The sequence below is a fragment of the Streptomyces sp. NPDC001406 genome, from assembly GCF_042895285.1.
In the GTDB taxonomy this organism is placed as follows: domain Bacteria; phylum Actinomycetota; class Actinomycetes; order Streptomycetales; family Streptomycetaceae; genus Streptomyces.
Window position 1 is genome coordinate 60,055 of sequence record NZ_JBIAWG010000013.1, and the last position, 24,869, is coordinate 84,923.

Genomic DNA, 24,869 nt, shown 5'->3' on the forward strand with positions numbered 1-24,869 from the left:
AGCGTCGCGATCGCATGCGTTCATGCCGGTCGCACCCGTTCATATCGATTGCACTTGTTCAGACGAGCCCGCCGCCGGGGCCGGGTTTCTGAGTCAGCGTCGGCACCGCGCCGCATTCCGCCCATGTGATGTCGACCCCTGGAAGAACCCGGCTCCACCTGTCGGTGGTCTCGGCCAGGCCTGCCGCGTCGGGCGGGTCGAGGCCGAGTCCGATCGCGTACCGGGCCGAGCGCGGGCCGGTGTCGAAGGGGTGGGGCCAGGCGTGCGCGTCGGTCGTCCCCGCCTCTTCGAGGGCGCTGACCAGACCCCGGACCCGGCCACGGAAGCGGCCGAGGGTTTCCTCGAACTCCTCGCCACGGTACGGGCGTACGGTGAGGATCGCCCATGCCGCGTGCCGGCGGTGCAGCGGTGGGGGTGACAGCAGTTCGGGCCAGGGGGTGCTGTCCGTCCTGGCCGCCTTCTCCAGGGTCTCCCAGGCCTGGTAGAGCTCCTGGGTCAGCAGGTCCCGGAGGCCGGCGGTGACCTGTTCGGTGCACGAGCGGACCGGTGCGGTGGGTGTCATGACCATCACCGCGGCGTGCGGTGCCGGGGCGGGGGCCGCCGCGGGTGACAGGGTGATCGGTTCTCGCCAGTCCCAGGCGGCCCAGGTGGCGAAGAAGTGGCGGAGCAGGTCGGCGGCGGGAAGGGGTCCGGCCTCGCGTGCCGTACGCGCCGCCAGGACCGTCCAGGCCAGGCCGGGCAGTCCGCCGAACGGCGCCGAGTCCAGGCCGCGGGCCTTCGCCCACGCCTTCACCTGCCGGGCCAGCCGGGCAAGCGACGGGTGGGCGTCGCCGATCGCGGCACGGACGGCGTCGGCGTCGCCGACCGCGCTCAGGGCGACAGCGCTCGCCTCGCCCAGCTCGGTCCGGCGATCCACCGCCTCACCGCAGGGCACCGGCCCGGCGCAGACCACCACCACATCGACGTCCAGCCCTCCGACGGTGAGCCTCAGACCCGGCACCCTGGCGCCGCTGACCCGGCGTACGCGGGTGACGTTCGGCAGCGCCACCGTCACGCGCTCGGTCACCTCTGCCATGTCGACGGGGTCGGGCATGACCGCCACAAGATCGAGGTCGGCCCCCGCCAAGTGGCAGCCCATGCGCCGGGATCCGACGACGTGCACGGTTCCTTCGGCCAGCGCCTCGGTGATGCGCCGCGCCGTCCGCCCGGCATCGGCATCGCGCCACGCGTCCTCCGTGGCCGGATCCTCAGCACGCGCACCTGCGCTGCCGGGCACCGCGCCGGTGTCGGGCAGCCAGCGGACCTCTCCCGTGCCCAGGGCGACGGTGGCCCGCTCCCGCATCGGCTCGTCGCCGCGGCGTGACAGCAGTACCAGCTCCCCGACCTCGGCCGTCATGCTGTCGAGCCGGGCCGCACAGAGGGTGGCCAGGCGCTGCGGGTCCGGGGTGCGGCCCAGCGTCAGGTGCGGGGTGAAACCCTCGGCGCGGCCCCTGCAGCGGGGGAAGCGCCGCTGCAGGGCGTGGGCGAGCGCCGCCCAGGGGGCGTCGCCGTCCGGCGCGGGGTCGAGCCAGACGGTGGCGTCCTCCCGGTGCCCGAAGGTGTGCACGCCGTCCAGCCGGGTGGTGAAGGCCGGTGTCTCCTCGGCCGCGGCGGCCAGCAGGGGTGCGGCCCGCTCGAAGTGCGACTCCTGTACGAAGCCGAAGAGAAGGTTGACATGGGGCGGCCAGCGGTGGACCTGCGGGTCGTGCTGCCGGCGCAGTTCCTGGATCTGCGGCCACAGTTGCCGGGGCGGGAGCCACGCCACCGCCGTACGGACGGTCGGCGGCACGTCGAGGACGTCGCTGTCACCGGACAGCACACCGGCGGGGGAATCGGGGGAACCGCCCAACCGCAGGACGACCTCCACGCCGTAGTGGTCGGACAGGTAGAGGCCTTCCCGGGTGGGAGAGTCTCCCCGCAGGGTCGCCCCGGCCACGCACAGCGCGTCGCCGCGCACCAGTACCCGGTCCAGGCGGGAGACGCGGCCGGACAGTGAGGAGACCGCGGCCAGCGGATTGACGACGGGATCGAAGGTGGGGGTGGCGTCGTCCGGCCCGTGCGCATCGGTCCAGGCGTCGCGCATCCCGAGTACGGCGGCCGGTCCGTCGTGCCCATTGCCGCCGTCGTTGAAGTCGCCCAGCACGACCAGGTCGCAGTCCACACCCGCCAGTCCTTCGGCCAGCTGGGCCAGTTCGGCCTCCCGTCGGGCCGGGCCGTTCTCGGAGTGGTCGCTGCTGAGGTGGGTGGCGGCCACCACCAGCGGACCGGACGCGGTGTCCAAGGTGAGCGCGGTGACTGCCTTGTGCGGGCCGAGGACGTGCCGCCCCGCTTCCCGCACCGGCAGGCGGCTCAGCAGCAACAGCCCAGTGTCGTCGACGTTCTTGCCCTCCGGATCGGTGTCCAGGGTGTAGCGGGCACGGACCCAGTCGGCGTTCAGGAGCATGTCGAGCAACTGCGGCTCGACCTCCTGCAGAGCGATGACGTCCGCGTCGGCGTTCTCCAGAGCGTCGACCAGCAGAGGACGGCGGCGTGCCGTGTCGATCAGGTCACTGTCGTAGCGGTCCCACAAGGTGTTCCAGGTCAGTACGCGTATCGTGCTCGACCCGCTCGGCGAAGCCGCACCGGAAGCATCGGCCACGGGGCACCACCCGGCCCCCTCCTGCCAGGCGTACGGTGTGCCGGCGGTGAAGAACGGAGCCCTCAGCAGGCGTGGCCGCCGTACCCGCCCTGCGTCGCAGTCGTCGAGGCGGTCCGTGCCCGTGGCCCGGTCCCACACCAGCTCGCCGTCCGCCTCCACGAACAGCACCCGGTGCCAGGGGATGTCACCGCCGGGCGTGAAGGAGGGCAGCGGGACGCGCTTGACGCCGGCCCCGCGCTGATGAATGCCCAGCACGAATCGGGCCGGGTCGAACCGGGCATCCCAGCGGACCTTGTGGTAGATCTCCTCGCTGGTGCGCATCACGCCTCCTCTCCTTCCAGGGTGCTCTCCAGGGCACCCGCGATGTCGTCGACCGATCCGCCCGCCCCGATGTACCAGGTGCGGTGCGCCTGACCCGGGTAGGGCGGGTCGAACCGGCGCAGCTGAGCGCTGAGCACCTCCGCCGGCACCGGGTGTGTCCGGTCGGCGTTGCGCCGCGCCGTCTCTTCCTCCTCGACGAGGACGACCGCGTGGGTCACCAGCGCATCACGGCGCCGTGCCACCGCAAGCACCAGAGAACGCTGCTGACGGCTGAGGGAGGTGGCGTCCCACACGACGGTGCCGCCCCCGGCCAGTGCGGCATCCAGCCTGCCCAGGCCCTCGCGCAGGATCTCCGCGTTGGCGCTCTGGTCCGCCCGAGAGCCGCGTGCCTGACGCAGGTCGTCCAGGCAGACGAGCGCATCGACACCGGACAGGCCCGCGCCGAACGTGCTCTTGCCGCTGCCGGACGGCCCGACGAGGTGGATCAGCCGGGGAAACGCCCCCGACCGCCACCGCCAGGTCGCCGCCAGCGCCTCCTCGACGCTGACGATCCGCCCCTGGGCACACATCTCCCGTGCCTGGGCCCAGCAGCGGTCGGCGGCGTCGGCGTCGAGGTCCGTCAGCGCGTCGCGCAGGCCGCTGCGCAGCGGTTCGAGTGGTGCCCGGCCGAGCAGCCCGGCCTCCTCGGCGTGCAGCGCGGACCACTCCACCTGCTCGCGTGCCTCGGCTGCCGCCACGTCCCCGCGTCCGGCCAGTACGGCGCCCGCCACCGAGTGCAGCACCCCCGGATCGACCGCCGTGGTCATGCGTATCAGCCCGCTGCGGCGCTCCTCGTCGGGGAACGGGCGGTGCAGCCCGGTGTGCAGCCCGACCAGGTCGCCGACGCGGCGGGCCAGCGGCATGCCCAGCGGAACCGCGAGCCGTGCCATCAGCCGGGCCCGTGGGCGGCGGTGCAGCAGCGCGGCCAGCACACCGGCCAGTCGCGCGTCACCCAGCCGCCCCAGCAGATCGAGTCGCGCGGCTGCCTCGGCCACGGCCGCCTCGACGGCCACGGGTTCGGCGGCGGGGGAGGGGCCGTACTCCGGCACTCCGACCGCGGCCAGCAACGACGGCACATCGGGCGCGGCGCCGGAACGCACGGCCCACAGGGCCGCGCCCGGACCAAGTCCGTTCTCCACGACGGGCGCGTGCATCCAGTGCGTATCGGTCTGTACGTGTCCCGGGCGCACCCACTTGGCGACCCGCTGCCCGAACTCCGCGCGCTGGAAACCGTCCACGGCCCGTACGACGTACCCCTCCTGCCGCGTGGCATCCAGCCGCAGCGCACGCAGGGCCCGCTCGTCGAACGTGCCACGCCACAGCACGCGCGGGACGGGTACTCCGAGCCTACGCAGGAACCGCACGGTGCCGTCCCAGTCCAGGCACCGTTCCCCGTCCCAGACCGAGAAGCCGTAGAACCAGCTCTCCAGGCCGTCGTAGGCGATCGAGTGGCGGGCGTAGAGGTTCTCTCCGCATATGCGCCGGCCCGCCGCAATCCCCGGTCCGATCCGTCCCTGAAGGGCCTTGACCCAGGCCCTGGACGGATGGTGCCCCGAATCCAGCGACCGCGCATGCAGCCCGTCCGGGTAGAGGGTGGTGTTCTCCCCGTCGAGCTTCTCGGTGACCACGACCTCCCGGCCCCTGAGCCCCGTCAGGTCACCGGCCCGCACATCGTCGGCTGTCGCACCCGGGGACCATGGCAGATGCGGTGTGCGCGGATAGTGCGTCCGCATGATCCGAGAGCCTCCCCGTGGCGATGTCGTGCCTGGCCACTGTAGGGATCGGGCAGAGGCGCAGCCACGCAATATCCGTCCGGGCGGGGGCAGTCGCGGTGCCCCGTGGCTGCGCCGGCGGGCCAACTGCTCGCAGTCCGGGGTCGGATGAGCTGCACGGCCGCCCAAGGTGTCGCGGCCGGAGTCGTCACGGCTGTGCGGTCAGGTCCCGGGCCGGAGGCGGGCTTTTGAGGCGGTGGGCCAGGGCCGGTTCCTGGGCCGCGACGGCACCCGCGCTGATACTGATCGCGACGGCGACACAGACCACGATCAGCCACGACAGCATGATGAACACCGAGCCGAGGGGGCCGTATTCGGCGAGGGCGTGGTTGAGCGCCCGCGGCAGATACAAGCGGGCGGTCCCGGTCAGCGCGGTGAGGGCGACCGCCGTGATCACCGCTCCGGGCAGCAGCGGTTTCCAGCCGATCAGACCGCCGAGCAGCAGGTGCTGGGTCCACCACCACAGACCCGTCAGACCGACCAGGCTCATCGGGATCCCCAGCCAGGCCCCTACGCCGAACCCGGCGCGCAGGGGGCCTTGCACCAGCAGTGCCCCCAGCCACAGCGCGAGCCAGGCCAGCCAGCGCCAGGCGGCGATTTTGGTCCCGGCCCGGGGAATCTCCCAGGCACGCTTGCACAGCCGTTGCATCGCCCTGCTCACCGCGGTGGCCGAGAGCAGCACCATCAGGCCACCCACCACGCCGGTCGCCTGCCGCAGATTGCCCGTCGTGGGACTGAGCGCGTGTACGAGCTGGGCGTCCGCGGCACCCGTGAGCCCGAAGACAGTACGGACAGACGTGATGAGCTCGTGTCTCACCGCAGGCGGAGCGTACGCCCCGATCACGAAGAGCAGCGGAACCGCGGTCAGGAAGCACTCCGCCGCCAGGCGCGTCGCGGAATCGAAGATGTTGACCGACACCATGCGGTCCACGAGGTGGGTGAGCACCGGAAACCGGGTCGCCGCCCGGGTGTGCGCGGCCCGGGCGGAGGTGACCAGCCGACGTGTCCATCTCTGCCGGCGGGACGCGTCGGCGGGCTCGCGCTGCGAACGGAGCATGCCCGTCGGCGGCACCTTTCCGGTACGGGGCATGACGTTGCTCCTTCCTCCCACCAGGTTGGGGGACGGGGCGCTGCACGGCACGTCAGGTACGTCCCACCGACGGAGGACCCGACGGAGGAGCGCGCAGACCACGAGATGCCGCGGACCGTCCGGGTCACCTCACCCTGTCGCCGGTACCGGCACGGGCGCGAGACATCCGGTGCGGTGCAGTTGCGCCACCAGCCCGGCGCACACGAGCCCGGTGCCGGCCAGCACCGCCCACGGCAGCCACCGCACGCCCGTGTCGAACAGTGCCCCGACCGCGAGGTTCCCGAGGGAGATCGCGATGCCGCAGACGGTGTTGTAGGCGCCGTAATAGGTCGCGATGAGCCGGTCGCTGGACAGACGGACCACGGTGTCCATCTCGAACGGGTACAGCAGGGCCCCGCCCCAGGCCAGCAGCGCGGCGCAGAGCACGAGCGCGAGGACGCCGGCCGCCAGGCCCACTGCCCCCTCGTACGGACCCGGCAGAACCAGCAGGAACGCGGTGCTCATCACCACCAGCCCGTACGCAACGGCCCGTGGTCCGGGCAGAGTTCGTTTCGCCCACGCGGTCAGCTTCAGCTGCCCCGACAGGGCGGCGAGCGCGGAGACGGCGAAGACCGCCGCGGTCACCGGTCCCGTTCGTTCGCCGAAGAGTTCCCGGGCACGCAGGGGGAGAGCCAGATAGACCTGGAAGCCCAGGACGTAAGAGCCCGTCATGGCGGCGGTGAACAGGAGGAAGGGCCGGTTGGCGGCGACGGCCCGCCAGTCGGTGGCCACGGCGCGCCAAGCGGGCTCCGCGCTCCTGCCGGCCGGAGCGCGTGCCGGCAGGGCCCGGGCCTGGAGTACGGCAAGGACGGCGAAGATGAGCGCCGAGACCGTACACACCGCGCTGAAGTCCCAGGTCAGCAGGGCCAGCCCGGCCAGCGGGCCGATCAGGATTCCCGCCTGGTAGAAGACGTTGAAGGCGGCGAAGGCGTCGACGCGGCGCTCCTCGCCCGCGTCGGCGGCCAGATACGCCCGTACGGCCGGGTTGAACAGCGCACCCGCCAGCCCGGTCAGAGCGGAGGCCAGGACCAGCGCGGGCAGTGTGTCCGCCACCGCGAGAGTGGCGAAGGCGACCGTCCGCAGGGTGCAGCCGATGAGAATCATCGGCTTGCAGCCGTAGCGGTCGGCGAGGGTGCCGCCGATGAGGAACATGCCCTGCTGGGAGAGGTTGCGCACGCCGAGGACCAGGCCGACCGTCCAGGCCGCGAGGCCGAGGCCATGAGCCAGGTGATCGGCCAGGTAGGGCATGAGCATGTAGAAGCCGAGGTTGATGGCGAACTGGTTGACCATCAGCAGCCGCGCCGGCCGGTCGAAGGAGGCCAGCTGGGCCCGCAGCCCCCTCATCGAACGCCCGCCTCGGCACGCTCCGCGGTCGTACGGCCGAGCGGGTCGCGGACCTTGCCGCACCGGGTCCAGCCGGTCACCTCGCACTCGTCGGGCTCGGCGATCTCCTCGGGTTCCGGCGGTGGTTCCTGGCCCAGAAGCTGCTGGTGGCGACACCATGCGTCGTTGTAGACGGTGTCCAGGTAGCGGTGCGGGCCGTCGGGGAAGACCGCTGCGACGCGGGTGCCGGTGGGATACGTCCGCGCGACCCACCCCGCGACGAGCGCGACGGCCCCGACACTCCAGCCCCCCGTCGCGAAGTGGCGGCGGCCCAGCTGACGGCAGGCCCACACGGCTTCGGCCGGCGCCACCCAGTGGACCTCGGCGAAGGCCGCGTAGTCGACGTTGCCCGGATGGATGCTGGAGCCGAGGCCGCGCATCAGCCTCGGCCGGGCGGGCTGCCCGAAGATCGTGGAGCCGACCGCGTCCACGCCGATCAGGGTCAGCGCGGGGAAGGACTCGCGCAGCACGCAAGAGACGCCGGCGGAGTGACCTCCGGTGCCCACCGACGCCACGAGGACGTCGATACGGCCGAGTTGCGCGATCAGCTCGGTGGCCAGCGGCCGGTAGGCAGCCACGTTGTCGGGGTTGTGGTACTGGTCGGGGCAGTACGCCCCCGGCGTACGGGCCAGCAGCTCGGCGACGCGCCGACGACGGGCCTGCTGCCAGCCGCCGTCCGCATCCGGGACCGCCACCTGGTCGACGTGCGCGCCGAGCGTGGTCAGCAGCCGCAGCACCGACGGCTCCATGCCGGGGTCGGTCACGACGGTGACCGGATGACCGAAGGTCAGCCCGGCCAGCGCGAGCCCCAGGGCGAAGGTACCGCTGGAGGACTCGACGATCGGGGTCCCCGGTGCGAGATCCCCGCGCCGGCGGGCCTCACGGATCATGTGCAGACCGGGACGGTCCTTGATGCCGCCGGGGTTCGCGCCTTCGAGCTTTGCGTAGAAGCCGCGGCCGGGCGGGGCGAAGGGTTCGTCGATCCACAGAACCGGGGTACGGCCGACCAACTGTGCGGGGCGGCGGGCAACAGCGGGGAGCGAAACGCGGGCTCCAGGGGTTTCGGACAGCGGGAAGTTCATGCGTGTACGGCTCCTTCGCACCGCGCAGGGCAGAGGGGGCGCGGTGCGGTCGTCATGGGTCATGGGCGCGCGAGCACGCCCCTGCCGCGCGATCTCGGGCGGGGTCGGGGCGTGCGGGCGGTGCTCACAGACGCCAGACGCAATGGAGCGCGAACGTACGGGAGCCGCCGGTGGCCGAGGCGGCGGTGTCGACCGGCCGGCCCCAGCTGGTGGGCACGACCGCGAAGCCCGCCGATCCAGATGCTCCGGCTGCCGGATCGGCCTGGTCGCACTCGGCGACCGCTTCGTCCGCCGTGGCCCTGGGACGGTCGGCCGCGTGATCGATGTGGCCCCCGGCGCTGTGCCGGTGCGCGGGGGCCGGTTCGTGACCGTGCCCGGTGCCGGCCGGCGGCTGAGCAGTCGCTGCGGCCTCGACCGTCACAGGCGGCCCCGTGAAAGAGGAGGCATGAACGGCACCGGCGAGGTGGGCGGTGATCAGGAGGACGAGGCCGAGGAAGAGCCCCACCCGGCCCGGCCGCATCGCGGCCCGTCGCACCACCCGCACTCCGATCACATACACAGAGTATTTGACCGGTTACCGAATGCGTTGCAGGGCGGGGTGGCGGCCGGGCACGGGACCGCCGTCACCCTCGACCGGCCCCACCGACCGGCGCGCCGCTCCGGCCCCTGCACCGGCGACGTACGGTGGGCACATGGCCCTGGAGGACTTCGGCGTTCCCGCCCCGGGCGAGACGATCCTGATCGCCGCAGGGATCTACGCCGGGGCCGGGCAGCTGAACATCGTCGCTGTCGCCGCGCTCGCGTTCGCCGCGGCCGTCGCAGGGGACAACATCGGCTACCTGATCGGCCGGTCCGGCGGCCGAGCCTTCGTCCACCGCTGGGGCCGCTATGTGTTCCTGACCCCGGAGCGCTTCCACAAGGCCGAGGAGTTCTTCACCCACCACGGCGGGAAGATCGTCACCGTCGCCCGCTTCGTCGAAGGGCTGCGCCAGGCCAACGGCATCATCGCCGGCACCAGCGGCATGCCCTGGCCCCGATTCCTCGCCTTCAACGCACTCGGTGCCGCGTTGTGGGTCGCTCTGTGGGCGACCTTGGCCTACGCGGCCGGCACCCACATCACCGCCGTCTACGACGAGATCTCCCGCTACCAGCTCTACGCGCTCATCGCCCTCGGCCTGCTGGCCGCCGCGCTCCTCGCCCGGCATGTGCTGCGGCGCAGACACCAGAACTGAAGCCGTCCTTGCGCCCGTTCACCTGTCTGTCCCGGGTTTGAGTACGACCGACGCCGAGCGGCGGTGCACGATCGCGACCACCGCGCCCGTCCCGATCACAGCCGCGAGCGCTCCGAAGCCGTAGGTGAGCGTGGTGAGCGAGGCGACGGCGGCGACGAGGAGGGGCCCGCCCGCGTCGCCGAGTTCGCGGCCGAGTTCGGCGGCGCCCATGGTCTGACCGAGGCGCTCGGTGGGGGTGCTCGCGGCCAGCGCGGCGAAGCCGAGCGGAGTGATCAGTCCCGTGCCGACGCCGATCAGGGCCGCACCGAGGAGCACGCCGGTCAGGCCCGGCAGCATCGCGCAGGCCAGACCGGAGGCGGTGGCCATCAATCCCGCGGCCAGGCCGGTACGAGTCGTGAGGCGCCCGTCGTCCAGAGCGCGCCCCGCTCGCGGCTGGACGACAGCGGCACAGCCGGCGAGCACCGACACCGCCGCACCGGTCACGACGGTGCCCAGCCCGGCGGCGCGGCCGGAGACCGGAAGGAAACCGACCCCGACCGACAAGGCCGCGGTCGCCGCCGCGAGCGCGGCCGTCGGGGCGAGGAAGGACGGGTCCGCCAGGCGGCGGGCCAGATCCAGCACGGTCTGCCGGGCCTTGGGCAGCGGGGGTACGACGGGAACGGCGACGGTGGCCCAGACGGCGACCGCCGCGCCGAGCACAGCGAGAACGGCGAACAGCAGCCGCAGGCCCCCGGCCCACACCAGGACGCCGCCGAGGAGGGGACCGAGGGTATAGCCGATGGACTTGTAGAAGCCGTAACTGCCGAACGCGCGACCGTGTTTGGCGGCCGGGTTGAGGCGGGCGACCAGTGCCGAGGCGGACGGGGAGAACGCGGAGGCCGCGGCGCCCTGCCCGAGCCGGGCGGCCCACAGCCAGCCCGGGCTGTCCGCCATGACATACAGCGCGGACGCGGCGGCGAACGCGACGAGCCCGCCGAGCAGGACGGGGCGGGCCCCGATGCGGTCGGCGAGGGTGCCGAAGAGCGGCTTGAGGAGCACCTCGGCGCCGTCATAGAGGGCGAGCAGTCCCCCGAGGACAAGCAGCGAGGTGACCGCGTCCTCGGAGTTGCTGCCGAGGGTCGCGGCGATGCCGTGCGCGCCGAAGGCGGTGGTGAACCCGGCCGCGTACAGCGGCCACATCTGCCGTGCTGGAGCAGCCTGCGCGGTCATTGTTCCCCCTCCGGAGTCTGGTGCAGGGCTGCGAAGACTCGCTCGGCGTAGTCCTCGCACGCTGCGGCGCACTCCTTGAGCCGTCGGCCGGCCTCGGCCGCCTCCGGAGCGACGAACACGTCCCGCGCCGTCAGGTCACGGTGCCAGCGCCGCAGTCGCTCCAGCGACTGCTCCTCTTCCTCCAGCTCGGCCAGCGTGAACTTGGCGATACGGATCTCCTTGGCCAGTTCCTGTTCGAACTTGCCGCAGTCGGCCAGGAACTCCGTCCAGTCCGCGGACCGGGCGGCCGTGAACAGCGCCTGGAACCGGGACGCGTCCTCGGTACTGCGCCCGGAAGCGTTCAAGGTCATGGCCTGCCCACCGGCCTGGTCCGTGAGGGTGAGCGCCCGGGCGATGCCGTCGGCGAAGACCGGCACGTCCGGAACGGCCCAGATCCCCTGGCCGAGCGAGAGCGCACCGCACTTGCGCAGCTCCCGCCAGACCCCGACCCGGTGCCGGGTCGGCTCCGCCGGAAGTTTGATCACGAGGACGAGCCAGCGGCTCCCCGGTTCCATGTTCGCCACGAAGGCGAATGTAGCAGGCGTTACATCTGCTGATGTACCCGCTGATCGCCAGGAAGCGTGGTGCCGCTGTGCGCGTCGTGCGGGGGGATCAGGATCGGTAGGCGACCAGCGCCATCATGCCCGCCTCGCCGTGGTAGGCGTTGTGGCAGTGCAGCATCCACTGCCCCGGGTTGTCGGCGTCGAAGAATACGGTGACCGTCCTCTTCGGCAGCACGATCGTGGTGTCCTTGCGCGGTCCGCTGCCGCCGAGTTGGTAGGTGTGGCCGTGCAGGTGCATCGGGTGCCACATGGTGGTGGTGTTGACGAAGTCGAGCCGTACCCGCTGGCCCTGTTCCACCGTGATCGGATGCGCGGTCGGGTTGTTCATGTCGAACCGTCGGCCGTTGATGGCCCAGTTGTACATCATCATGCCGCCGGTCAGTTCGATGCGGTGGACCCGGTCGGCCTTCTTCGACGCCAGCCGGACGTCGTCCGCCGCATGCAGCTGCGCTGCGGCCAGGAGCGTGCCGTCCAGTTCCGTGGGGCGGATCGTCGCCGGGGGAGTGCTGCCGGAGCCGGTGCGGATGACGGCCATGCCGGTGGCGTTCTTGCCCTCGGCCAACGCCACCAGGGGGAAGACGCCGTCGTCCAGGGTGACGAGGACGTCGTAGCGTTCGCCCATGCCGATCAGCAGGGCGTCGACCTGCTGGTGCCGGACGGGGAAGCCGTCGGTGTGGGTGATCGTGAGCTTGTGGCCGCCGAGGGCGACTCGGTAGGCGGTGTCGCTGCCGGCGTTGATCAGGCGGAGCCGGACGCGCTTGCCGGGCTTGCTGCGGAAGATTGCCGGGTCGGCCGGAACGCGCCCGTTGACCAGGTGATACGGGTACTTCACATCGCCGGCGTCGCCCCCGAGCAGTGGGCTCCGAGCGCCCATCAGCATGTACTTCATGCCCATGCGTCCGCCGGAGGACGAAGCGGAGGGAGAGCTGGGCATGCCGTCCGTGCCACTGCTCATATCCATGCCGTCGCCCATGTCCATGCCGCCCATCCCGTGCCCGAGCTCGGCGAAGACGTCGTCCGGGGTGCCGGTGACGCCGTCGAGCCAGTCGTCGAGGATGATCACCCACTCCTCGTCGTACGACAGCGGCTCCCTCGGGTCCTCCACGATCAGCGGCGCGTACAGGCCCCGGTCGAGCTGGATACCGACGTGCGGGTGGAAGAAGTAGGTACCGGCGGTGTCCGCGGTGAACCGATAGGTGAAGTTGCGTCCTGCCCGGACGGCACTCTGGGTGGCCGGCGGTGCGCCGTCCATGTCGTTGCGCAGGGCGATGCCGTGCCAGTGGATGGAGGTGGCGGTCTGATTCGGCAGTTGGTTGGAGAGCGTGGCGGCCAGCGTGTCACCGGCCGAGACGCGCAGCTCCTTGCCCGGAATCCGACCGTCGAAGGCCCAGGTCCTGGCCGTGATCCCGGCGCCCAGGCCGACCTTGGCCTGTACTGCGGTCAGGGTCAGCTCATTTGTCTTGCCGCTCTTGCCGCGCTTCTTGTCGACCGCGGCGACGTCCGCGCCGGAGGGGCTGACCAGGGCAGGCGTGCTACCGGAATCGCTGCAGGCGGCGAGCGCGCCCGCGCCCGCGACGCCGAGTCCGGCGAGCAGGACGGAGCGGCGGTTCATGCTGTTCACGGAGGTGTCCTTCTTCTCGATATCGCTTCTGTTCGACGCGCGTGCGGACGGCTGAGAGCACGTTTGAGTGCGCGCAGCCGTCGCGGGCGTGGCCTACAGCAGGAATCGAGAGAGGACGGAGAGGTCGGGCGGTGCTCGGCCTGTGGTTCCCGGGATGTCCCGGCCGACGGCTGCACCGGCACACGGGGCCGGGGCACAGTCGATGGAAGGCTGGTGCGGAGGGGAGAGCTTCATGCTGTCGACGCCGGCGGCGGAACAGTGCTGCATCGCCGTGCCGGAGCACGCACCGCCGTCGTCGTGGCCCGCGGTCGGCACGGTGACACCGGACTGACCGGCGTGCCCGCTCGTGTGGACGGACATCGCCGACGTGGCCGTATGGTGCATGCTCGCCATGGCCCCGGCGGGCGGCACGTGTGTGAGGGCGGCGGCCGTTTCGTGGTGGACGAGCACCGCGAGGGCCGCCAGCAGCGCGATGACCGCAGCGCGGGTGCACCGGAGCGCGGCGCTGCGAGCGCCGTCTGACCGGTGGCCGGCTGTCGTCATGGCTTCCATCCGTGCTTCCGCTGAGAACGGCTGATCGCTGCCAATATACCCCGCAGGGGTACGGGGCGCGCCCGGAACGGCGAGGTGCTCGGGTGCGGGGTCAAAGAACGCGAAGTCGCCGCCGGGTTCGCTGCCGGTGGAGCGCTACGCTGACCGCATTCCGGCATTTCGGTCGAAACTGCGCCAGCGATGAGGTGAGCAACGATGAGGGTGCTGACTTGGCTTCTCGTCGCCGTCGGCCTCATCACCGTAGCCGCCTGCGGAGTTCGGGTGCACCGCGAGGGCGGTCCGTCGCGTCAGGTGGCGATCGCTCTGCCGGCGGCTGTTGTGCTCGCCCTCGTCGGGCTCCTGGCCGACGAAGCGCCCGCCGCTGCCTGGGGCCTGTGGGGTGCTACAGCCATCGCCGCCGCCTTGACCTGGGCCGTCGCCGACGCCTTGCGCGACATGCCCGATCGGACAGCAGGCAAGCTCCGAAAGTCGTCATGACGCCTGCGTCCCCCGCCCTGCGGGCAATCGCTCGGAAGTGCCCGGACTGTAAGCGCGCTCACGGTGCGCGGGCGGAGCAGCGATCTAGCTTCGCAGCATGAACCGTCATGAGACGCCCAGAGGTGGATGATCATGTTGCGTGCGGTGTGGAACGGCGCGGTGCTGGCGGAAGCGGAGCGCACCGTGGTGGTGGAGGGCAATCACTATTTCCCGCCGGAGTCGCTCAACCGGGAGTACTTCACCGACAGCCGGTCGAGGTCGCTGTGCCCGTGGAAGGGCGTGGCCCGCTACTACACGGTCACCGTCGCCGGGCAGGCCAATCCGGGCGCGGCCTGGTACTACCCGCACCCCAGCCCACTGGCGAGGAAGATCAAGAACCATGTGGCGTTCTGGCGCGGCGTCGTGGTCGAGGAGGCGGAGCCGGGAACCGGACGGTGACCCTGCTCGTCGCCGAGAAACCCTGGTCAACACCATGTCTTGAGAGGACGTGAACGTCATGGCAACCACTGTGCAGGTTTCGCAGAGGACTGCCGTCATACCGGTCCATGCGATCTGGGGCGCCGCCGCCGGTGTGGTCGGCGGCATCGGCATGGGTGTCTGGATGTCGGTCTCCCGTCCCATGATGGACACCGCCGTGATCACCATGATCGCCGGTCTCCTCGGTTCCAAGAGCGCCGTCATCGGCTGGGTGATCCACCTCGCGATCGCCGTCCTGGCCGGGACCGGCTTCGGGGTACTGCTGGGGCACCTGGCCCAGAAACTGGCCCCCGCCGCCGTGCTCGGGCTGATCTACGGCACCGTGTGGTGGGTCCTCGGCGCGCTGTGGATCATGCCGGCCAATATGCACCTGCCGGTCTTCGCGTGGAACGCCGTCACGAGTTCCAGCCTCGGCGCCCACCTGGCGTACGGGCTGCTCCTCGGCTTGGTCTTCTCCTGTATCGCCCAGGCGATGGCCAGGCGGACGGGCTCGGTCGGCCGGTGACGCCGCCGCACGGGGCGGACGGCTCTCCCGTACCGACTTGGGGTGCTGATCAGCGCGGTAGCACCCTGGAGGGTAGGGGTGTCGCCTACTGTCCGGCCGAGGGCCTCGACGCTCTGGCGAGCCCGGCCTGGGGTGCCGCACCCCCGCCCTGGGCCCCGGGGCGACGCGAGGAGACCATCCACATGATCGAGCGCGATGACGAAGCCGACCGCACCTGGTGCATCTCCGAGGTCGACATCTTCCGTGACCTGTCCGCGGCCGAGATGGACGCCATCGCCGCCGCGGCCCCGATGAAGGCCTACAGCGCCGGCGAGATCCTCCACTCGCCCCAGCAGCCCTGCGAGGTGCTGTTCATCCTCAAACGCGGACGCGTCCGTATCTTCCGGGTCTCCGCCGACGGCCGCGCCCTGACCACCGCGATCATCAGCCCCGGCACGATCTTCGGCGAGATGGTGCTGCTCGGCCAGCGCATGTACGACAACTTCGCCGAGGCCCTCGACGACGTCACCGTGTGCGTGATGAGCCGCGCCGATGTCCACAAGTACCTGTTGTCCGACCCCCGTATCGCCGCCCGGATCACCGAGATCCTCGGCCGCCGCCTCGCCGATCTGGAACAACGCCTGTCCGACAGCGTCTTCAAGTCCGTCCCGCAGCGCATCGCCGCGACCCTGAGCACCCTCGCCGCCCGCGCCGACACCCGCCCGGGCCGCCTGCGGCCCGGCACCCGGCACGCCCAGATCGCCCTCACGCACGAACAACTCGCGGCCCTCGCCGGCACCTCACGCGAGACCACCACAAAGGTCCTGCACGAGTTCGCCGATCGCGGCATGCTGCACCTGGCCCGAGGCCGCATCACGGTTCTGGACCCCGGGCATCTGAGCGACGCCGCCGGGTAGCCCCCGCACGCCGGCCGAGCCAAGGTGACGGAAATGGACCTGACCGTGCTGGTCGTACCCGCATGCCCGCACGCCGCCCTGCTGCGCGAGCGTCTGGCCCTTGCCCTGAAGGAGCATCCCGGCACCGAGGCGACCTGGCGTGAGATCAACGACGTCCAGGAGGCGGAGCGCCTCGGCATGCACGGTTCGCCCACGCTCCTGATCGACGGAGTCGACCCGCTGGCACCTCCGGGGCAGGCGCGAGCCTGTCCGGCCGAGTCGGCGCACCACCCTCCGTGGACCGGCTCCGAGCGCGCCTCACCGAGGCGGCAGCACGGGACTGAAGCAAGCGGTGCGCAAGGACGCAGCGAGGCCTCAACCGCGGTTCGACGCACCGCTGTGCGCGTGCGGGGGCGTCGCGTGGTGCATGCGGATACAGCCTTTGCCAGCGGCCTTGGCCGCATACATGGCCAGGTCGGCTTGGTGCAACAGCTGGTCCGGAGTGCTGTCCGGTACCGCCACCGCCATGCCGATGGAGGCCGACACCGCTACGTCCTTGGTGCGGATCGGGTACGGCTGCGTCAGCGCGGTCAGGATCCGCTGGGCGATGTCCCGCGCGCTCCAGGGACACGCTCCCGCCTCCCGCTCCAGGAGGGCTGCGAACTCGTCGCCGCCGAGCCGGGCCACGGTGTCGCCTGCCCGTACGGATGCCTGGAGCCGACGAGCGGCGTGCCGCAGGAGGGCGTCCCCTGCGGCGTGTCCGGCCGAGTCGTTGACCGCCTTGAAGCCGTCCAGGTCCAGGAAGAGCACCACGGGCTGGTCCGCGCCGGGCGTCCGCTTCCGCAGGGCACGACTGACCCTGTCGGTGAACAGGGCCCGGTTGGGCAGTCCGGTCAACGCGTCGTGGAAGGCGAGGTGTTCCAACTGCACCTGCTGGGCGACGCGCTCGCTCACATCGCGACTGATGAAGGTCATTCCATCGGGGTGATGGCTGATCGTCGACTCGACGTGCCGCCATGTTCCGTCGGCGGCCATCACCCGGCACGACACCCTGAGGGCCGGCCCGCGGGTGTCCGACTCGGCTTCCTGCCGCAGCGTCCGGACCGCCTGCATCAGTGTCTCGAGGTCGTCCGGGTGGCAGTACAGGGGCAGCCGAGCGCCCACGAGGTCCTCGGGCCGGTGGCCGAAGACGGTCAGGGCGGCCGGGCTGACGTAGAGCAGAAGCCCGTCCAGGGAGACGATGGTGATCACGTCGGAGGTGCGGTCGACCAGCGTTCGGTAATGAGCCTCGCGTGCCGCGGACTCATGCGTGATCCGCAGATGGTCGGCGTGGATGACGCCCTGCCGGACGCCGAGCGCGAGAAGCACCGAACCCGCCAGGCCCGACATCACCGTGTCGATGGGACCGCCGGCGGCCGTGTGCGCCGTGATGGCCAGCGCGCAGACGACCACGGGCACGAACGCCGCCACCACGCCGATGACGGGCATCATCCGCTGGTCGAACCCCACGACACTGACACCGCCCGGCAGCCAGGGTGCCGCGGCGACGAGGATCAGCCCCGTCACCGAGCATGCCGCCGCGAGGGGGACCGCGTGCCACGTGTCCGGCTCGGGCCGCAGGACGCGAAGCACGTCGCCCGTGGTCAGGACTGCGAGCGCCAGGGCGGCCACCGTGGTCGCCGTGCGTTCCGTCTGCTGCAGACCGAACCGCAGGGTGACCAGCAGGCCGAACACGAGGATGTCCGCCACCACGCGGGTCAGACCGAGAAACGATGCCGATACGTCACCGCCGTGGTCGGCACGATGGAGCAGCAGGACCCAGCCCACCGTGAACAGGGACCCCGCGATCAACCAGCCGTCCAGGAGCCGCCGTAATCGGATCAGGGCCGTACCGTTCTCCGCGGCGGCCATGACCAGCGCGGCGACCGCGGCCCCCAGGCATGCGGCGATCCCGGCGCATGCCAGCACCCGGACGAGGGGTTGTGGGTCGCCCGCGGCAAGCGGCTGCGAGTCGCCCACCCGAACTCCGAGGGCGTAGTGAAGTCCGCCGGCGGCCACCGAGACGACCGACAGCCTGAGGCGTAGACGGACTCTTCCCGTGACGGTCTGGGCGCGCGCGAGGAGGGACACGGCGGCTGCCACGTGCGCCGTCGGTACGGCGATGCCCGTCGGCACCACGAGGGCCACCAGCACGCCTGCTCCGACGGCGACCGCGACCGCAGCGCCCTCGGACAGGGCCCTGCCTGCTTTCGCGACATGCGTTCGGCCGACGCGAGCAATCCGGCCAAGACAGCCTCGACCGGCCCACGCCTGCATCATGCGAACCCCCCGACGATGATCGAGCCTGAAGAGCAGAGGCACACGACGTCCGGGACTGCTCGAGCGCTTACGAGAGTAGGACGATCACTTCGCGTGCTGCACGGTCGACCACAGGGAGTTCACCTGAAGTAGCGACAACTCGGCACGCTGGGCATGGCGTTGCCCGGACACGGGTAACCGAGGGAATTCCACCGGCACTTGAGATCTGACGTGCCGCGCCCGCCTCCGTCTCGGGCCCGGCGGGGTGAGGTCAGCGGCACATCATCAATTCGGAGTAATCCGATCGTCCGGCGAGTCGCATGTCACCCGTTCGGAGTGGTCGACGGGGAGCGTCCGAGCGACGTCGGTCCACCCGGGTCCGACAGAAACCGACCCGTCAGGAGCGCAGAACCCCGATTCCGTCTCCGAGGAGCTTCAGTCCGAACACGAAGAACAGAACCGCCATGACAGCTGTGTTGTGCCGCGCCGCCCATTCCTTCCAGTTGCCCAGCATGCTCTTTGCCCGCTCACCCATGACCAGGAAGACCCCGAGCGGGGCCAGCAGCCCGAGGGAGGCGATGACGACGAAGATCGCCAACGTGGCGATCTGCTCTGCGACCGCCAGCCCGGATGCGCTGATGGACGCTGCCGCGGCAATGGTCAGCGGGGCGTTCTTCAGGTTCCCGGCAGACAGAAGGAGGGCGAGGAGGAAGACCTTCACCGGTGTGAAGCGGTCGAGCGCGGCCATCCATTTGGGCAATTGCGCCTGCGTGACATCGGCAGGGCGATGACGCCACATCCTCGCGGCGAAAAGAACCAGCGCCACCCCCAGCGCGAGCTTGAGAGCCCCGACCCAGTCGGCCGGCTGCCCGTGGGAGGTGGAATTCCCATGGCCGCCGATGGCCAGCATCACCGCGCCCAACGCCGACAGACCCACCACCCAGCCGAGGGCGAACACCAATCCGTTCACGCGTCCCCGGGGCGTGGCCAGCACGATGATGATGGCGATGATCGGAAGAGGACTGACGGCGACACCGGCCGCCAAGCCCAGCACATCACCCAGTACCTCACCCATGCGTGCCTCCGGCACTTCCAAGAACTGCACTCAGCGGTCTCTAAAGAATCAACGACAGCGCACGGTTCTCGCCGCATGGGCGCGCGGCGCCCGAGTGAATGACGGTCATGGCTGCCAGGTGGCTCCGGCACCGAATCGGCAGGACAGCCCCTTCCTTCCCGGGGTGCGGGTGATGTGCCCGCGGGATAGGCTTTTGACGGCAAGGTCAGGTTCTCTGAGCGGTTTTACAGACGCCGGTCGCCTTATTCGCGACGATCGGTTCCTTCCGTGGAGACCCGACGAGCGCGGTGCGCCCCCTCGAACTTCCCAGGCGTGGGCAACGGCCGAACCCCATCTCTCGCAGCCCGTCTCGCGCTTTGTGCGCCCGAGTGGCACCGGCTTCAGGGTCCGCAGCTTGCAGTCCCTGTGGAGGCCGGGATGAGAGTTGTCGTTGATCTTTCCCGATGCGAAGGGTATGCGCAGTGCGCGTTCCTCGCTCCGGACGCGTTCCGGATGCACGGCGAGGAAGCGCTGATGTACGACCCGAACCCCGATGACACCCGGCGCGAGCAGGTCCTGCGCGCCGCGGCTGCCTGCCCGGTCCAGGCGATTCTGGTCGACCAGTTGGAGGGACGGGACGTACCGGTGGAGGCGTCGACGTCATGACCAGCGCCGACACTCTGCGAGCGTTCAAGCGCGACGGCCGCATCGTGGTCGTCGGGGCGTCACTGGCGGGACTGCGGGCCGCAGAGGCTCTGCGCGACGAGGGTTTCACCGGATCGTTGACCATGATCGGTGACGAGCTGGGCGAGCCCTATGACCGGCCTCCCTTGTCCAAGCAGGTACTGACCGGGTGGGTGCCGGCCTACGGCACCACGCTGCCGCGCCGTCGTGACGTCAATGCGGAGTGGCTGCTGGGCGTGCCCGCCAGCGGGCTGGACCTGGCGACCAACCACGTGCGTCTCGCCGACGGACGCGAGGTTCCCTTCGACCGGGTGTTGATCTCCACCGGGGTACGGGCCCGGCCCTGGTTCGTCGAGAGCGAGGCGGCCCTGGACGGCGTGTTCGTCGTGCGTACGCGCGAGCACGCCGAGGGCCTGCAGCGAGCCCTTGCCGCCGGGCCCTCCCGCGTACTGGTCATCGGCGCGGGATTCACCGGCTCCGAGATCGCTTCGATCTGCCGCGAGCGGGACATCCCGGTGACCGTCGCGGAACTCGCGCCGGCCCCGCTGGTCGGCGCGCTCGGGGCCATGATCGGTGAGATCGCGTCGGACATGCAGCGCGCTCACGGCGTCGACCTGCGCTGCGGTGTCAAGGTCACCCGACTGGAGGGCGACGCGCAGGGGCACGTTCGCCGCGCTCACTTCGACGACGGCAGCACGATCGACGCCGACGTGGTGGTCGTGGCACTCGGAGGCATCCGCAACACCGAGTGGCTGCGCGGCTCGGGACTGGCGGCCGGCGTGTGGGGCATCGCCTGCGACACGGGGTGCCGCGCCCTCGACCTCAACGGCCTGATCACCGACGACGTCTTCGCCGCCGGAGACGTGGCACGCTGCCCGAATCCGATTTACGAGTACCGGCTCATCTCGCTCGAACACTGGGCCAACGCCGTGGAACAGGCCGAAGTCGCCGCGCACAACATGGTCAGCGGCCAGGCGGACCGCTGGCCCCACCTGTCCATCCCGCTGTTCTGGTCGATCCAGTTCGGCGTCAACATCAAGTCCGTCGGCGTGCCGACCTTCGCCGACGAGGTGGTCGTCACCCAGGGCTCGGTGTCCGACCACCGTTTCGTCGCCGCGTACGGCTATCGGGGCCGCGTCACCGCGGCAGTGAGCTTCAACAACGCGAAGTGGCTCGACCACTACCGGCAGTTGATCGAGACGGCCGCACCGTTCCCGCCGCCCTGCCCCACGCCGGACCAGCCCGTCGACATGAAACCGGTGCCCGTCGACTTCCCCGGCCCCGTCCTGCTCGCCCAGGGCGCCACCGTGGTCGTCACCGGTCACGATCCGGGTGAGCGGCGCGTCACGGCCGTGCAGCAGCACCGTTAGGAGGGAAGGCGAGATGACCACGACCGAGATGCCCGACACGCTGCACCGGATCCTCGACTACTCCTCCCGGGCCGACCCGTACCCGCTGTACGCCGAGCTGCGCGAGACGCCGGTGGCCCCGCAGGAGGACGGCAGCTATGTCGTCAGCACCTATCGCGAGATCACGGAGCTCCTGCACGACCCGCACCTGAGCTCCGACGTCCGCAATCTGTCACGTCCGATGCCCTCGGCCGAGGGAGGGGCCACGCCGGCGTTCATCAACCTCGACCCGCCCGAGCACGACCGTCTGCGGCGCATGGCGATGCGTCACTTCGGCCCGCCGCACACCCCGGGACTGGTGACCGGCCTGGAACCCGACCTGACCGCCATCGTCGGCGGTCTGATCGACGACTTCGCGGGCAAGGAACAGATCGACATCGTCGACGACTTCGCCTACCCGTTCCCCGTCACGGTGATATGCCACCTGCTCGGCGTGCCACGCGAGGACGAACCGACGTTCCGCCTGTGGGTCAACGACATCATCAACTCGATCGACTACGACCCCAGGACCGACCCGAAGGAAAAGCTGGACAACGGCGTGCAGGCCCGCAAAGCCCTGCGCCAGTACCTCGGCGGGCTGCTGGAGCAACGCCACGGCCGACCGGGTGACGACCTGTTGACCCAGCTGGCCAACGATGACGGGCCGGACGGGCGGATGACCGACGAGGAAATCATCAGCACCGCGAACCTGCTGCTGATCGCCGGTCACGAGACCACCGTCAACCTGATCACCAACGGCATGCTGACGCTCCTGCGTCACCCTGAGGTGCTCCAGCGACTGCGCGACGAACCGGATCTGGTCGTCCCGTTGGTCGAGGAACTGCTGCGCTACGAGCCCCCCGTGCACATCATTCCCTGGCGCGCGGCGTACAGCGACATCACCGTCGCCGACACCGTCATCCCCAAGGGCTCGCAGATCATGCTCATGCTGGCCTCGGGCAGCCGCGATCCGAACCGCTTCCACGATCCCGACCACTTCGACCCCGATCGACGTGACAACCAGCACCTCGGATTCGGCAGCGGTATCCATCTGTGCTTCGGCGGCCCGATGGCCCGGCTGGAGGCCCAGATCGCACTGAGCGAACTGGCACGCCGCCTCGACGGGCCCAGCCTGGTCGCCGACCCGCCGCCGTACCGGCGCAGCCCCGTTCTTCGCGGTCCGATCCATCTGCACATCGAGCAGAGCTAGCAGCCGTCACCCATGGGTGCACTTTGCCGCCCGCGCTTTAACTCCCGCGTCCGGCTTGCGCAAGTCGTCGGAAATTGCGTAGGCGTATGGAGCATGATCGAAATGCGATGAGCGTACGGCAACGACGGAGACTCCCACCCGGGAAAAGGCAGGGGCAGGCCAGGAAGAGTTCGGCGAGGAAACCGGCCTGGGTCCGCTCCTGCTGGCCGCGATGCTGGCCCGTGGTGAGGAGCGCGGTGAGGAGCCGATCATCGAGCACCCGCTTCTCCTCGCTGCGCTGATGCGCGGCCGCGAGGAGCGCGGCGAATCGCTGATCCAGCACCCCCTCCTGCTCGCCGCGCTGATGCGTCGTCGTGAGGAGCGTGGTGAGGATTCGATCATCCAGCACCCGCTTCTCCTCGCCGCACTCATGCGCCGCCGTGAGGAGCGCAGTGAACCACTCATCCAGCACCCCCTCCTCCTTGCCGCGCTGATGCGTCGTCGTGAGGAGCGTGGTGAGGGATCGATCATTGAGAACCCGCTTCTCCTCGCTGCGCTGATGCGTGGCCGTGAGGAGCGCGGCGAATCGCTGATCCAGCACCCTCTCCTGCTCGCCGCGCTCATGCGTGGCTAATGAGAAATGGTGACACCCCTGCCCTCCGGTGGTTGCAGTCGTCAGCATCGGAGGGCAGGTCCCGTACGGAAATGAAAGACTTGAGGAACCACAATGGCAGCTGAGTCCGGCGGAGAATCGGAACGGGACCCCGTGGAGGCCTTCATCGACGAGGTCTTCGAGGAAATTGTGCGCGAGGCCGGAATCCCGCATACCGGCATCGGTGTCAGGCATGGAAAGGACCCGCTGGCGGGAGCCCTGATGGAAGCGGCCGTGGCATCCCTGTCCCAGCCGCCCTCCCGTTCCTCGGAACTGGAAAGGGTGCTGTTCGCGCAGACCCTCGCGACCGCCCTGGCGGAATCTCTCGCACCCGCCCTGGCGGACGCGCTGTCCTCGGAGATCATGAAGGTGCTGACCCAGCACGCCGCCTCTCAGGGCGGCAGCACCCACGAATCCGTCGGCGGGACCGGCCGCAGCCACCGCGCATCCGGCGGAAGCGAACGCTCCTGACCGACCGTCGGCCCGGCGCCCACATCACCGCCCACCCTCGCCCACCACCTCACAGGCGCGGGTGGGCGGTAACGTGTCTGCGCTGCCCGGCACTTCGGTCTGTCACAGGGGTTGCGTACGGCGCAGGGACGGGGGCTCGCTACGATGCGCTGCCGGTCGCGCCCAAGGCGGCGCGGATCCGTTTCCGGAGGGGGACTACCTGTGTTCGTGCTGTCCATCCTGCTGCTCATAGCGGCGGTCGTGCTCTTTCTCGTCGGCCGCACACGCGATGCCGGGAGCTGGAAGCTCGGTGCGGTGCTCAGTGCCGTGGCGGGCGTACTGGCCGGCGTCTTCGCCTGTGTCTATGTCGTGAGCGCCTATGAGGTCGGCGTGCCGGTGACCTTCGGCAAGGTCGGTACGCCACTGTCCTCCGGCATCCACTTCAAGTCGCCCTTCACCGACGTGACGTCCTACTCCACCCGCCCGGTGGACCTCAACCTCTACGACAAGGACGTGGTCGAGGTCCGCTCCTCGCAAGGGGGCGTCCTGTACGCGGACGTCACCATCAAGTGGGCGGTGGTGCAAGGGAAGGCGGTCGCGCTGTACCGGCTGGCGGGCAGTGAGGAGTCGATCCAGGCACGCCTGGTGCTGCCGGACAGCCGCGAGATCATCCGCAACGTCTTCGCGAAGCACACCAGCGAGGAGGGCTACGCCTCTGCCCGCGAACAGATCAGCTCAGAGATCGAACGCCTCGTCAAGGAGCGCCTGGCGCCGCGCGGGATCGATGTCACGGCCGTCAACCTGCGCAATGTGAAGCCGTCGGACAAGCTGCAGGAACAGATCGACAAGAAGATCCAACAGGAGCAGGCCACCGAGCGGGCTGTCGAGGCGTCACGCACCGCCAAGGCGGAGGCGGAGCGCAAGCGGATCGAGGCGGAGGGCATCGCCCGCGCCAACAAGATCATCGAGAAGTCACTGAGCGACAAGGTGCTGTACAACCAGTGCCTGGAGGCCTACCGGGAAGCCGCCAAGGCCAACCCGGTGTACGCGGTACCGTGCGGCACGGACTCGAACGGCACACCGGTCATCGTGGACAACAGCAAGAACTAGCCGGCACCTCGGCCACGCCCGTTGGCGACGGATGCCGGCGTCGGCCCCGTTGACGTCTGTGTCCGTCCCACCATCGACCCCGCTCTTGCCT

At 70.5% G+C, this 24,869-nt stretch carries 23 protein-coding genes; 11 read left to right on the forward strand and 12 right to left on the reverse strand.

Annotated elements, in window-relative coordinates; translation table 11 throughout:
* Positions 1 to 58: 58 nt before the first annotated feature.
* The 6 genes from ACFY1J_RS29800 to ACFY1J_RS29825 form a co-directional block, all read right to left on the reverse strand.
* Positions 59 to 2,998 (reverse strand): poly(A) polymerase, encoded by a 2,940-nt coding sequence (locus tag ACFY1J_RS29800; RefSeq protein ID WP_390732349.1) that lies wholly within the window; start codon positions 2,996 to 2,998, stop codon positions 59 to 61.
* Positions 2,998 to 4,770, reverse strand: a complete 1,773-nt coding sequence (locus ACFY1J_RS29805; RefSeq protein WP_390711183.1) for an RNA ligase family protein — start codon at positions 4,768 to 4,770, stop codon at positions 2,998 to 3,000. The genes ACFY1J_RS29800 and ACFY1J_RS29805 overlap by 1 nt, the downstream gene beginning before the upstream one ends.
* A gap of 187 nt (positions 4,771 to 4,957) precedes the next feature.
* Positions 4,958 to 5,899 (reverse strand): YhjD/YihY/BrkB family envelope integrity protein, encoded by a 942-nt coding sequence (locus ACFY1J_RS29810; protein WP_390711182.1) that lies wholly within the window; start codon positions 5,897 to 5,899, stop codon positions 4,958 to 4,960.
* A 129-nt stretch (positions 5,900 to 6,028) separates the two neighbouring features.
* A complete protein-coding gene (locus ACFY1J_RS29815; RefSeq protein WP_390732301.1) occupies positions 6,029 to 7,282 on the reverse strand; it encodes an MFS transporter in 1,254 nt (417 codons plus the stop codon).
* Positions 7,279 to 8,403 carry a PLP-dependent cysteine synthase family protein gene (locus ACFY1J_RS29820; protein ID WP_390711180.1) on the reverse strand — a complete coding sequence of 375 codons (1,125 nt, stop codon included), beginning with the start codon at positions 8,401 to 8,403 and terminating at the stop codon, positions 7,279 to 7,281. The genes ACFY1J_RS29815 and ACFY1J_RS29820 overlap by 4 nt, the downstream gene beginning before the upstream one ends.
* Positions 8,404 to 8,527: 124 nt before the next feature.
* The gene (locus ACFY1J_RS29825; protein ID WP_390711179.1) at positions 8,528 to 8,956 is read right to left on the reverse strand and encodes a hypothetical protein; all 429 of its coding nucleotides are present in this window, start codon (positions 8,954 to 8,956) and stop codon (positions 8,528 to 8,530) included.
* Positions 8,957 to 9,095: 139 nt separating this feature from the next.
* Between ACFY1J_RS29825 and ACFY1J_RS29830 the strand changes: the two genes are divergently transcribed.
* Entirely contained in the window at positions 9,096 to 9,635 is a 540-nt protein-coding gene (locus ACFY1J_RS29830) for a DedA family protein (protein ID WP_390711178.1), read from the forward strand.
* Positions 9,636 to 9,653: 18 nt separating this feature from the next.
* Here the strand turns inward: ACFY1J_RS29830 and ACFY1J_RS29835 are convergent, their stop codons facing one another.
* From ACFY1J_RS29835 to ACFY1J_RS29850, 4 genes are all read right to left on the reverse strand, one after another.
* Positions 9,654 to 10,814 carry an MFS transporter gene (locus tag ACFY1J_RS29835; RefSeq protein WP_390732350.1) on the reverse strand — a complete coding sequence of 387 codons (1,161 nt, stop codon included), beginning with the start codon at positions 10,812 to 10,814 and terminating at the stop codon, positions 9,654 to 9,656.
* Positions 10,815 to 10,840: 26 nt separating this feature from the next.
* On the reverse strand, positions 10,841 to 11,398 hold the full coding sequence (locus ACFY1J_RS29840; RefSeq protein ID WP_390711249.1) for a Chromate resistance protein ChrB: 558 nt from the start codon (positions 11,396 to 11,398) through the stop codon (positions 10,841 to 10,843).
* 97 nt (positions 11,399 to 11,495) lie between these two features.
* Complete coding sequence (locus tag ACFY1J_RS29845) at positions 11,496 to 13,067, reverse strand: multicopper oxidase family protein (RefSeq protein ID WP_390711177.1); 1,572 nt, start codon at positions 13,065 to 13,067, stop codon at positions 11,496 to 11,498.
* A gap of 93 nt (positions 13,068 to 13,160) precedes the next feature.
* Positions 13,161 to 13,610 (reverse strand): hypothetical protein, encoded by a 450-nt coding sequence (locus ACFY1J_RS29850; protein ID WP_390711176.1) that lies wholly within the window; start codon positions 13,608 to 13,610, stop codon positions 13,161 to 13,163.
* A 204-nt stretch (positions 13,611 to 13,814) separates the two neighbouring features.
* On the opposite strand from ACFY1J_RS29850, the gene ACFY1J_RS29855 reads away from it, so the two are divergent.
* The 4 genes from ACFY1J_RS29855 (at position 13,815) to ACFY1J_RS29870 (ending at position 15,974) form a co-directional block, all read left to right on the forward strand.
* Complete coding sequence (locus ACFY1J_RS29855; protein ID WP_390711175.1) at positions 13,815 to 14,096, forward strand: hypothetical protein; 282 nt, start codon at positions 13,815 to 13,817, stop codon at positions 14,094 to 14,096.
* A 132-nt stretch (positions 14,097 to 14,228) separates the two neighbouring features.
* A complete protein-coding gene (locus ACFY1J_RS29860; RefSeq protein ID WP_390711174.1) occupies positions 14,229 to 14,534 on the forward strand; it encodes a DUF427 domain-containing protein in 306 nt (101 codons plus the stop codon).
* Between the two features lie 58 nt (positions 14,535 to 14,592).
* Complete coding sequence (locus ACFY1J_RS29865) at positions 14,593 to 15,078, forward strand: DUF6789 family protein (protein ID WP_390711173.1); 486 nt, start codon at positions 14,593 to 14,595, stop codon at positions 15,076 to 15,078.
* A 182-nt stretch (positions 15,079 to 15,260) separates the two neighbouring features.
* Positions 15,261 to 15,974, forward strand: a complete 714-nt coding sequence (locus ACFY1J_RS29870) for a Crp/Fnr family transcriptional regulator (protein WP_390711172.1) — start codon at positions 15,261 to 15,263, stop codon at positions 15,972 to 15,974.
* A 354-nt stretch (positions 15,975 to 16,328) separates the two neighbouring features.
* Here the strand turns inward: ACFY1J_RS29870 and ACFY1J_RS29875 are convergent, their stop codons facing one another.
* Both ACFY1J_RS29875 and ACFY1J_RS29880 read right to left on the reverse strand, forming a co-directional pair.
* Positions 16,329 to 18,146: a diguanylate cyclase domain-containing protein gene (locus ACFY1J_RS29875; RefSeq protein WP_390732302.1), complete on the reverse strand. Its 1,818-nt coding sequence runs from the start codon at positions 18,144 to 18,146 to the stop codon at positions 16,329 to 16,331.
* Between the two features lie 502 nt (positions 18,147 to 18,648).
* Complete coding sequence (locus ACFY1J_RS29880; protein WP_390732303.1) at positions 18,649 to 19,326, reverse strand: GAP family protein; 678 nt, start codon at positions 19,324 to 19,326, stop codon at positions 18,649 to 18,651.
* A gap of 417 nt (positions 19,327 to 19,743) precedes the next feature.
* Between ACFY1J_RS29880 and ACFY1J_RS29885 the strand changes: the two genes are divergently transcribed.
* The 6 genes from ACFY1J_RS29885 to ACFY1J_RS29910 all read left to right on the forward strand — a co-directional run bounded on the left by ACFY1J_RS29885 (position 19,744) and on the right by ACFY1J_RS29910 (position 24,778).
* A complete protein-coding gene (locus ACFY1J_RS29885; protein WP_390711169.1) occupies positions 19,744 to 19,971 on the forward strand; it encodes a ferredoxin in 228 nt (75 codons plus the stop codon).
* On the forward strand, positions 19,968 to 21,359 hold the full coding sequence (locus ACFY1J_RS29890; RefSeq protein WP_390711168.1) for an NAD(P)/FAD-dependent oxidoreductase: 1,392 nt from the start codon (positions 19,968 to 19,970) through the stop codon (positions 21,357 to 21,359). Before ACFY1J_RS29885 ends, ACFY1J_RS29890 begins: the two co-directional genes overlap by 4 nt.
* Before the next feature lie 13 nt (positions 21,360 to 21,372).
* Entirely contained in the window at positions 21,373 to 22,587 is a 1,215-nt protein-coding gene (locus tag ACFY1J_RS29895; protein ID WP_390711167.1) for a cytochrome P450, read from the forward strand.
* Positions 22,588 to 22,798: 211 nt separating this feature from the next.
* Entirely contained in the window at positions 22,799 to 23,200 is a 402-nt protein-coding gene (locus ACFY1J_RS29900; RefSeq protein ID WP_390711166.1) for a hypothetical protein, read from the forward strand.
* A gap of 93 nt (positions 23,201 to 23,293) precedes the next feature.
* Positions 23,294 to 23,689 carry a hypothetical protein gene (locus ACFY1J_RS29905; RefSeq protein ID WP_390711165.1) on the forward strand — a complete coding sequence of 132 codons (396 nt, stop codon included), beginning with the start codon at positions 23,294 to 23,296 and terminating at the stop codon, positions 23,687 to 23,689.
* A gap of 201 nt (positions 23,690 to 23,890) precedes the next feature.
* Positions 23,891 to 24,778, forward strand: coding sequence for a prohibitin family protein (locus ACFY1J_RS29910; protein WP_390711164.1), 888 nt, complete (start codon positions 23,891 to 23,893; stop codon positions 24,776 to 24,778).
* Positions 24,779 to 24,869: the final 91 nt, after the last annotated feature.

Coding starts and splice junctions, on each gene's coding strand:
- ACFY1J_RS29890 (WP_390711168.1), top strand. CDS start 19,968: ATGACCAGCGCCGACACTCTGCGAGCGTTCAAGCGCGACGGCCGCATC.
- ACFY1J_RS29815 (WP_390732301.1), bottom strand. CDS start 7,282: ATGAGGGGGCTGCGGGCCCAGCTGGCCTCCTTCGACCGGCCGGCGCGG.
- ACFY1J_RS29810 (WP_390711182.1), bottom strand. CDS start 5,899: ATGCCCCGTACCGGAAAGGTGCCGCCGACGGGCATGCTCCGTTCGCAG.
- ACFY1J_RS29865 (WP_390711173.1), top strand. CDS start 14,593: ATGGCAACCACTGTGCAGGTTTCGCAGAGGACTGCCGTCATACCGGTC.
- ACFY1J_RS29830 (WP_390711178.1), top strand. CDS start 9,096: ATGGCCCTGGAGGACTTCGGCGTTCCCGCCCCGGGCGAGACGATCCTG.
- ACFY1J_RS29840 (WP_390711249.1), bottom strand. CDS start 11,398: ATGGAACCGGGGAGCCGCTGGCTCGTCCTCGTGATCAAACTTCCGGCG.
- ACFY1J_RS29895 (WP_390711167.1), top strand. CDS start 21,373: ATGACCACGACCGAGATGCCCGACACGCTGCACCGGATCCTCGACTAC.
- ACFY1J_RS29835 (WP_390732350.1), bottom strand. CDS start 10,814: ATGTGGCCGCTGTACGCGGCCGGGTTCACCACCGCCTTCGGCGCGCAC.
- ACFY1J_RS29900 (WP_390711166.1), top strand. CDS start 22,799: ATGCTGGCCCGTGGTGAGGAGCGCGGTGAGGAGCCGATCATCGAGCAC.
- ACFY1J_RS29820 (WP_390711180.1), bottom strand. CDS start 8,403: ATGAACTTCCCGCTGTCCGAAACCCCTGGAGCCCGCGTTTCGCTCCCC.
- ACFY1J_RS29805 (WP_390711183.1), bottom strand. CDS start 4,770: ATGCGGACGCACTATCCGCGCACACCGCATCTGCCATGGTCCCCGGGT.
- ACFY1J_RS29860 (WP_390711174.1), top strand. CDS start 14,229: ATGTTGCGTGCGGTGTGGAACGGCGCGGTGCTGGCGGAAGCGGAGCGC.
- ACFY1J_RS29885 (WP_390711169.1), top strand. CDS start 19,744: ATGAGAGTTGTCGTTGATCTTTCCCGATGCGAAGGGTATGCGCAGTGC.
- ACFY1J_RS29855 (WP_390711175.1), top strand. CDS start 13,815: ATGAGGGTGCTGACTTGGCTTCTCGTCGCCGTCGGCCTCATCACCGTA.
- ACFY1J_RS29870 (WP_390711172.1), top strand. CDS start 15,261: ATGATCGAGCGCGATGACGAAGCCGACCGCACCTGGTGCATCTCCGAG.
- ACFY1J_RS29880 (WP_390732303.1), bottom strand. CDS start 19,326: ATGGGTGAGGTACTGGGTGATGTGCTGGGCTTGGCGGCCGGTGTCGCC.
- ACFY1J_RS29850 (WP_390711176.1), bottom strand. CDS start 13,610: ATGACGACAGCCGGCCACCGGTCAGACGGCGCTCGCAGCGCCGCGCTC.
- ACFY1J_RS29905 (WP_390711165.1), top strand. CDS start 23,294: ATGGCAGCTGAGTCCGGCGGAGAATCGGAACGGGACCCCGTGGAGGCC.
- ACFY1J_RS29800 (WP_390732349.1), bottom strand. CDS start 2,998: ATGCGCACCAGCGAGGAGATCTACCACAAGGTCCGCTGGGATGCCCGG.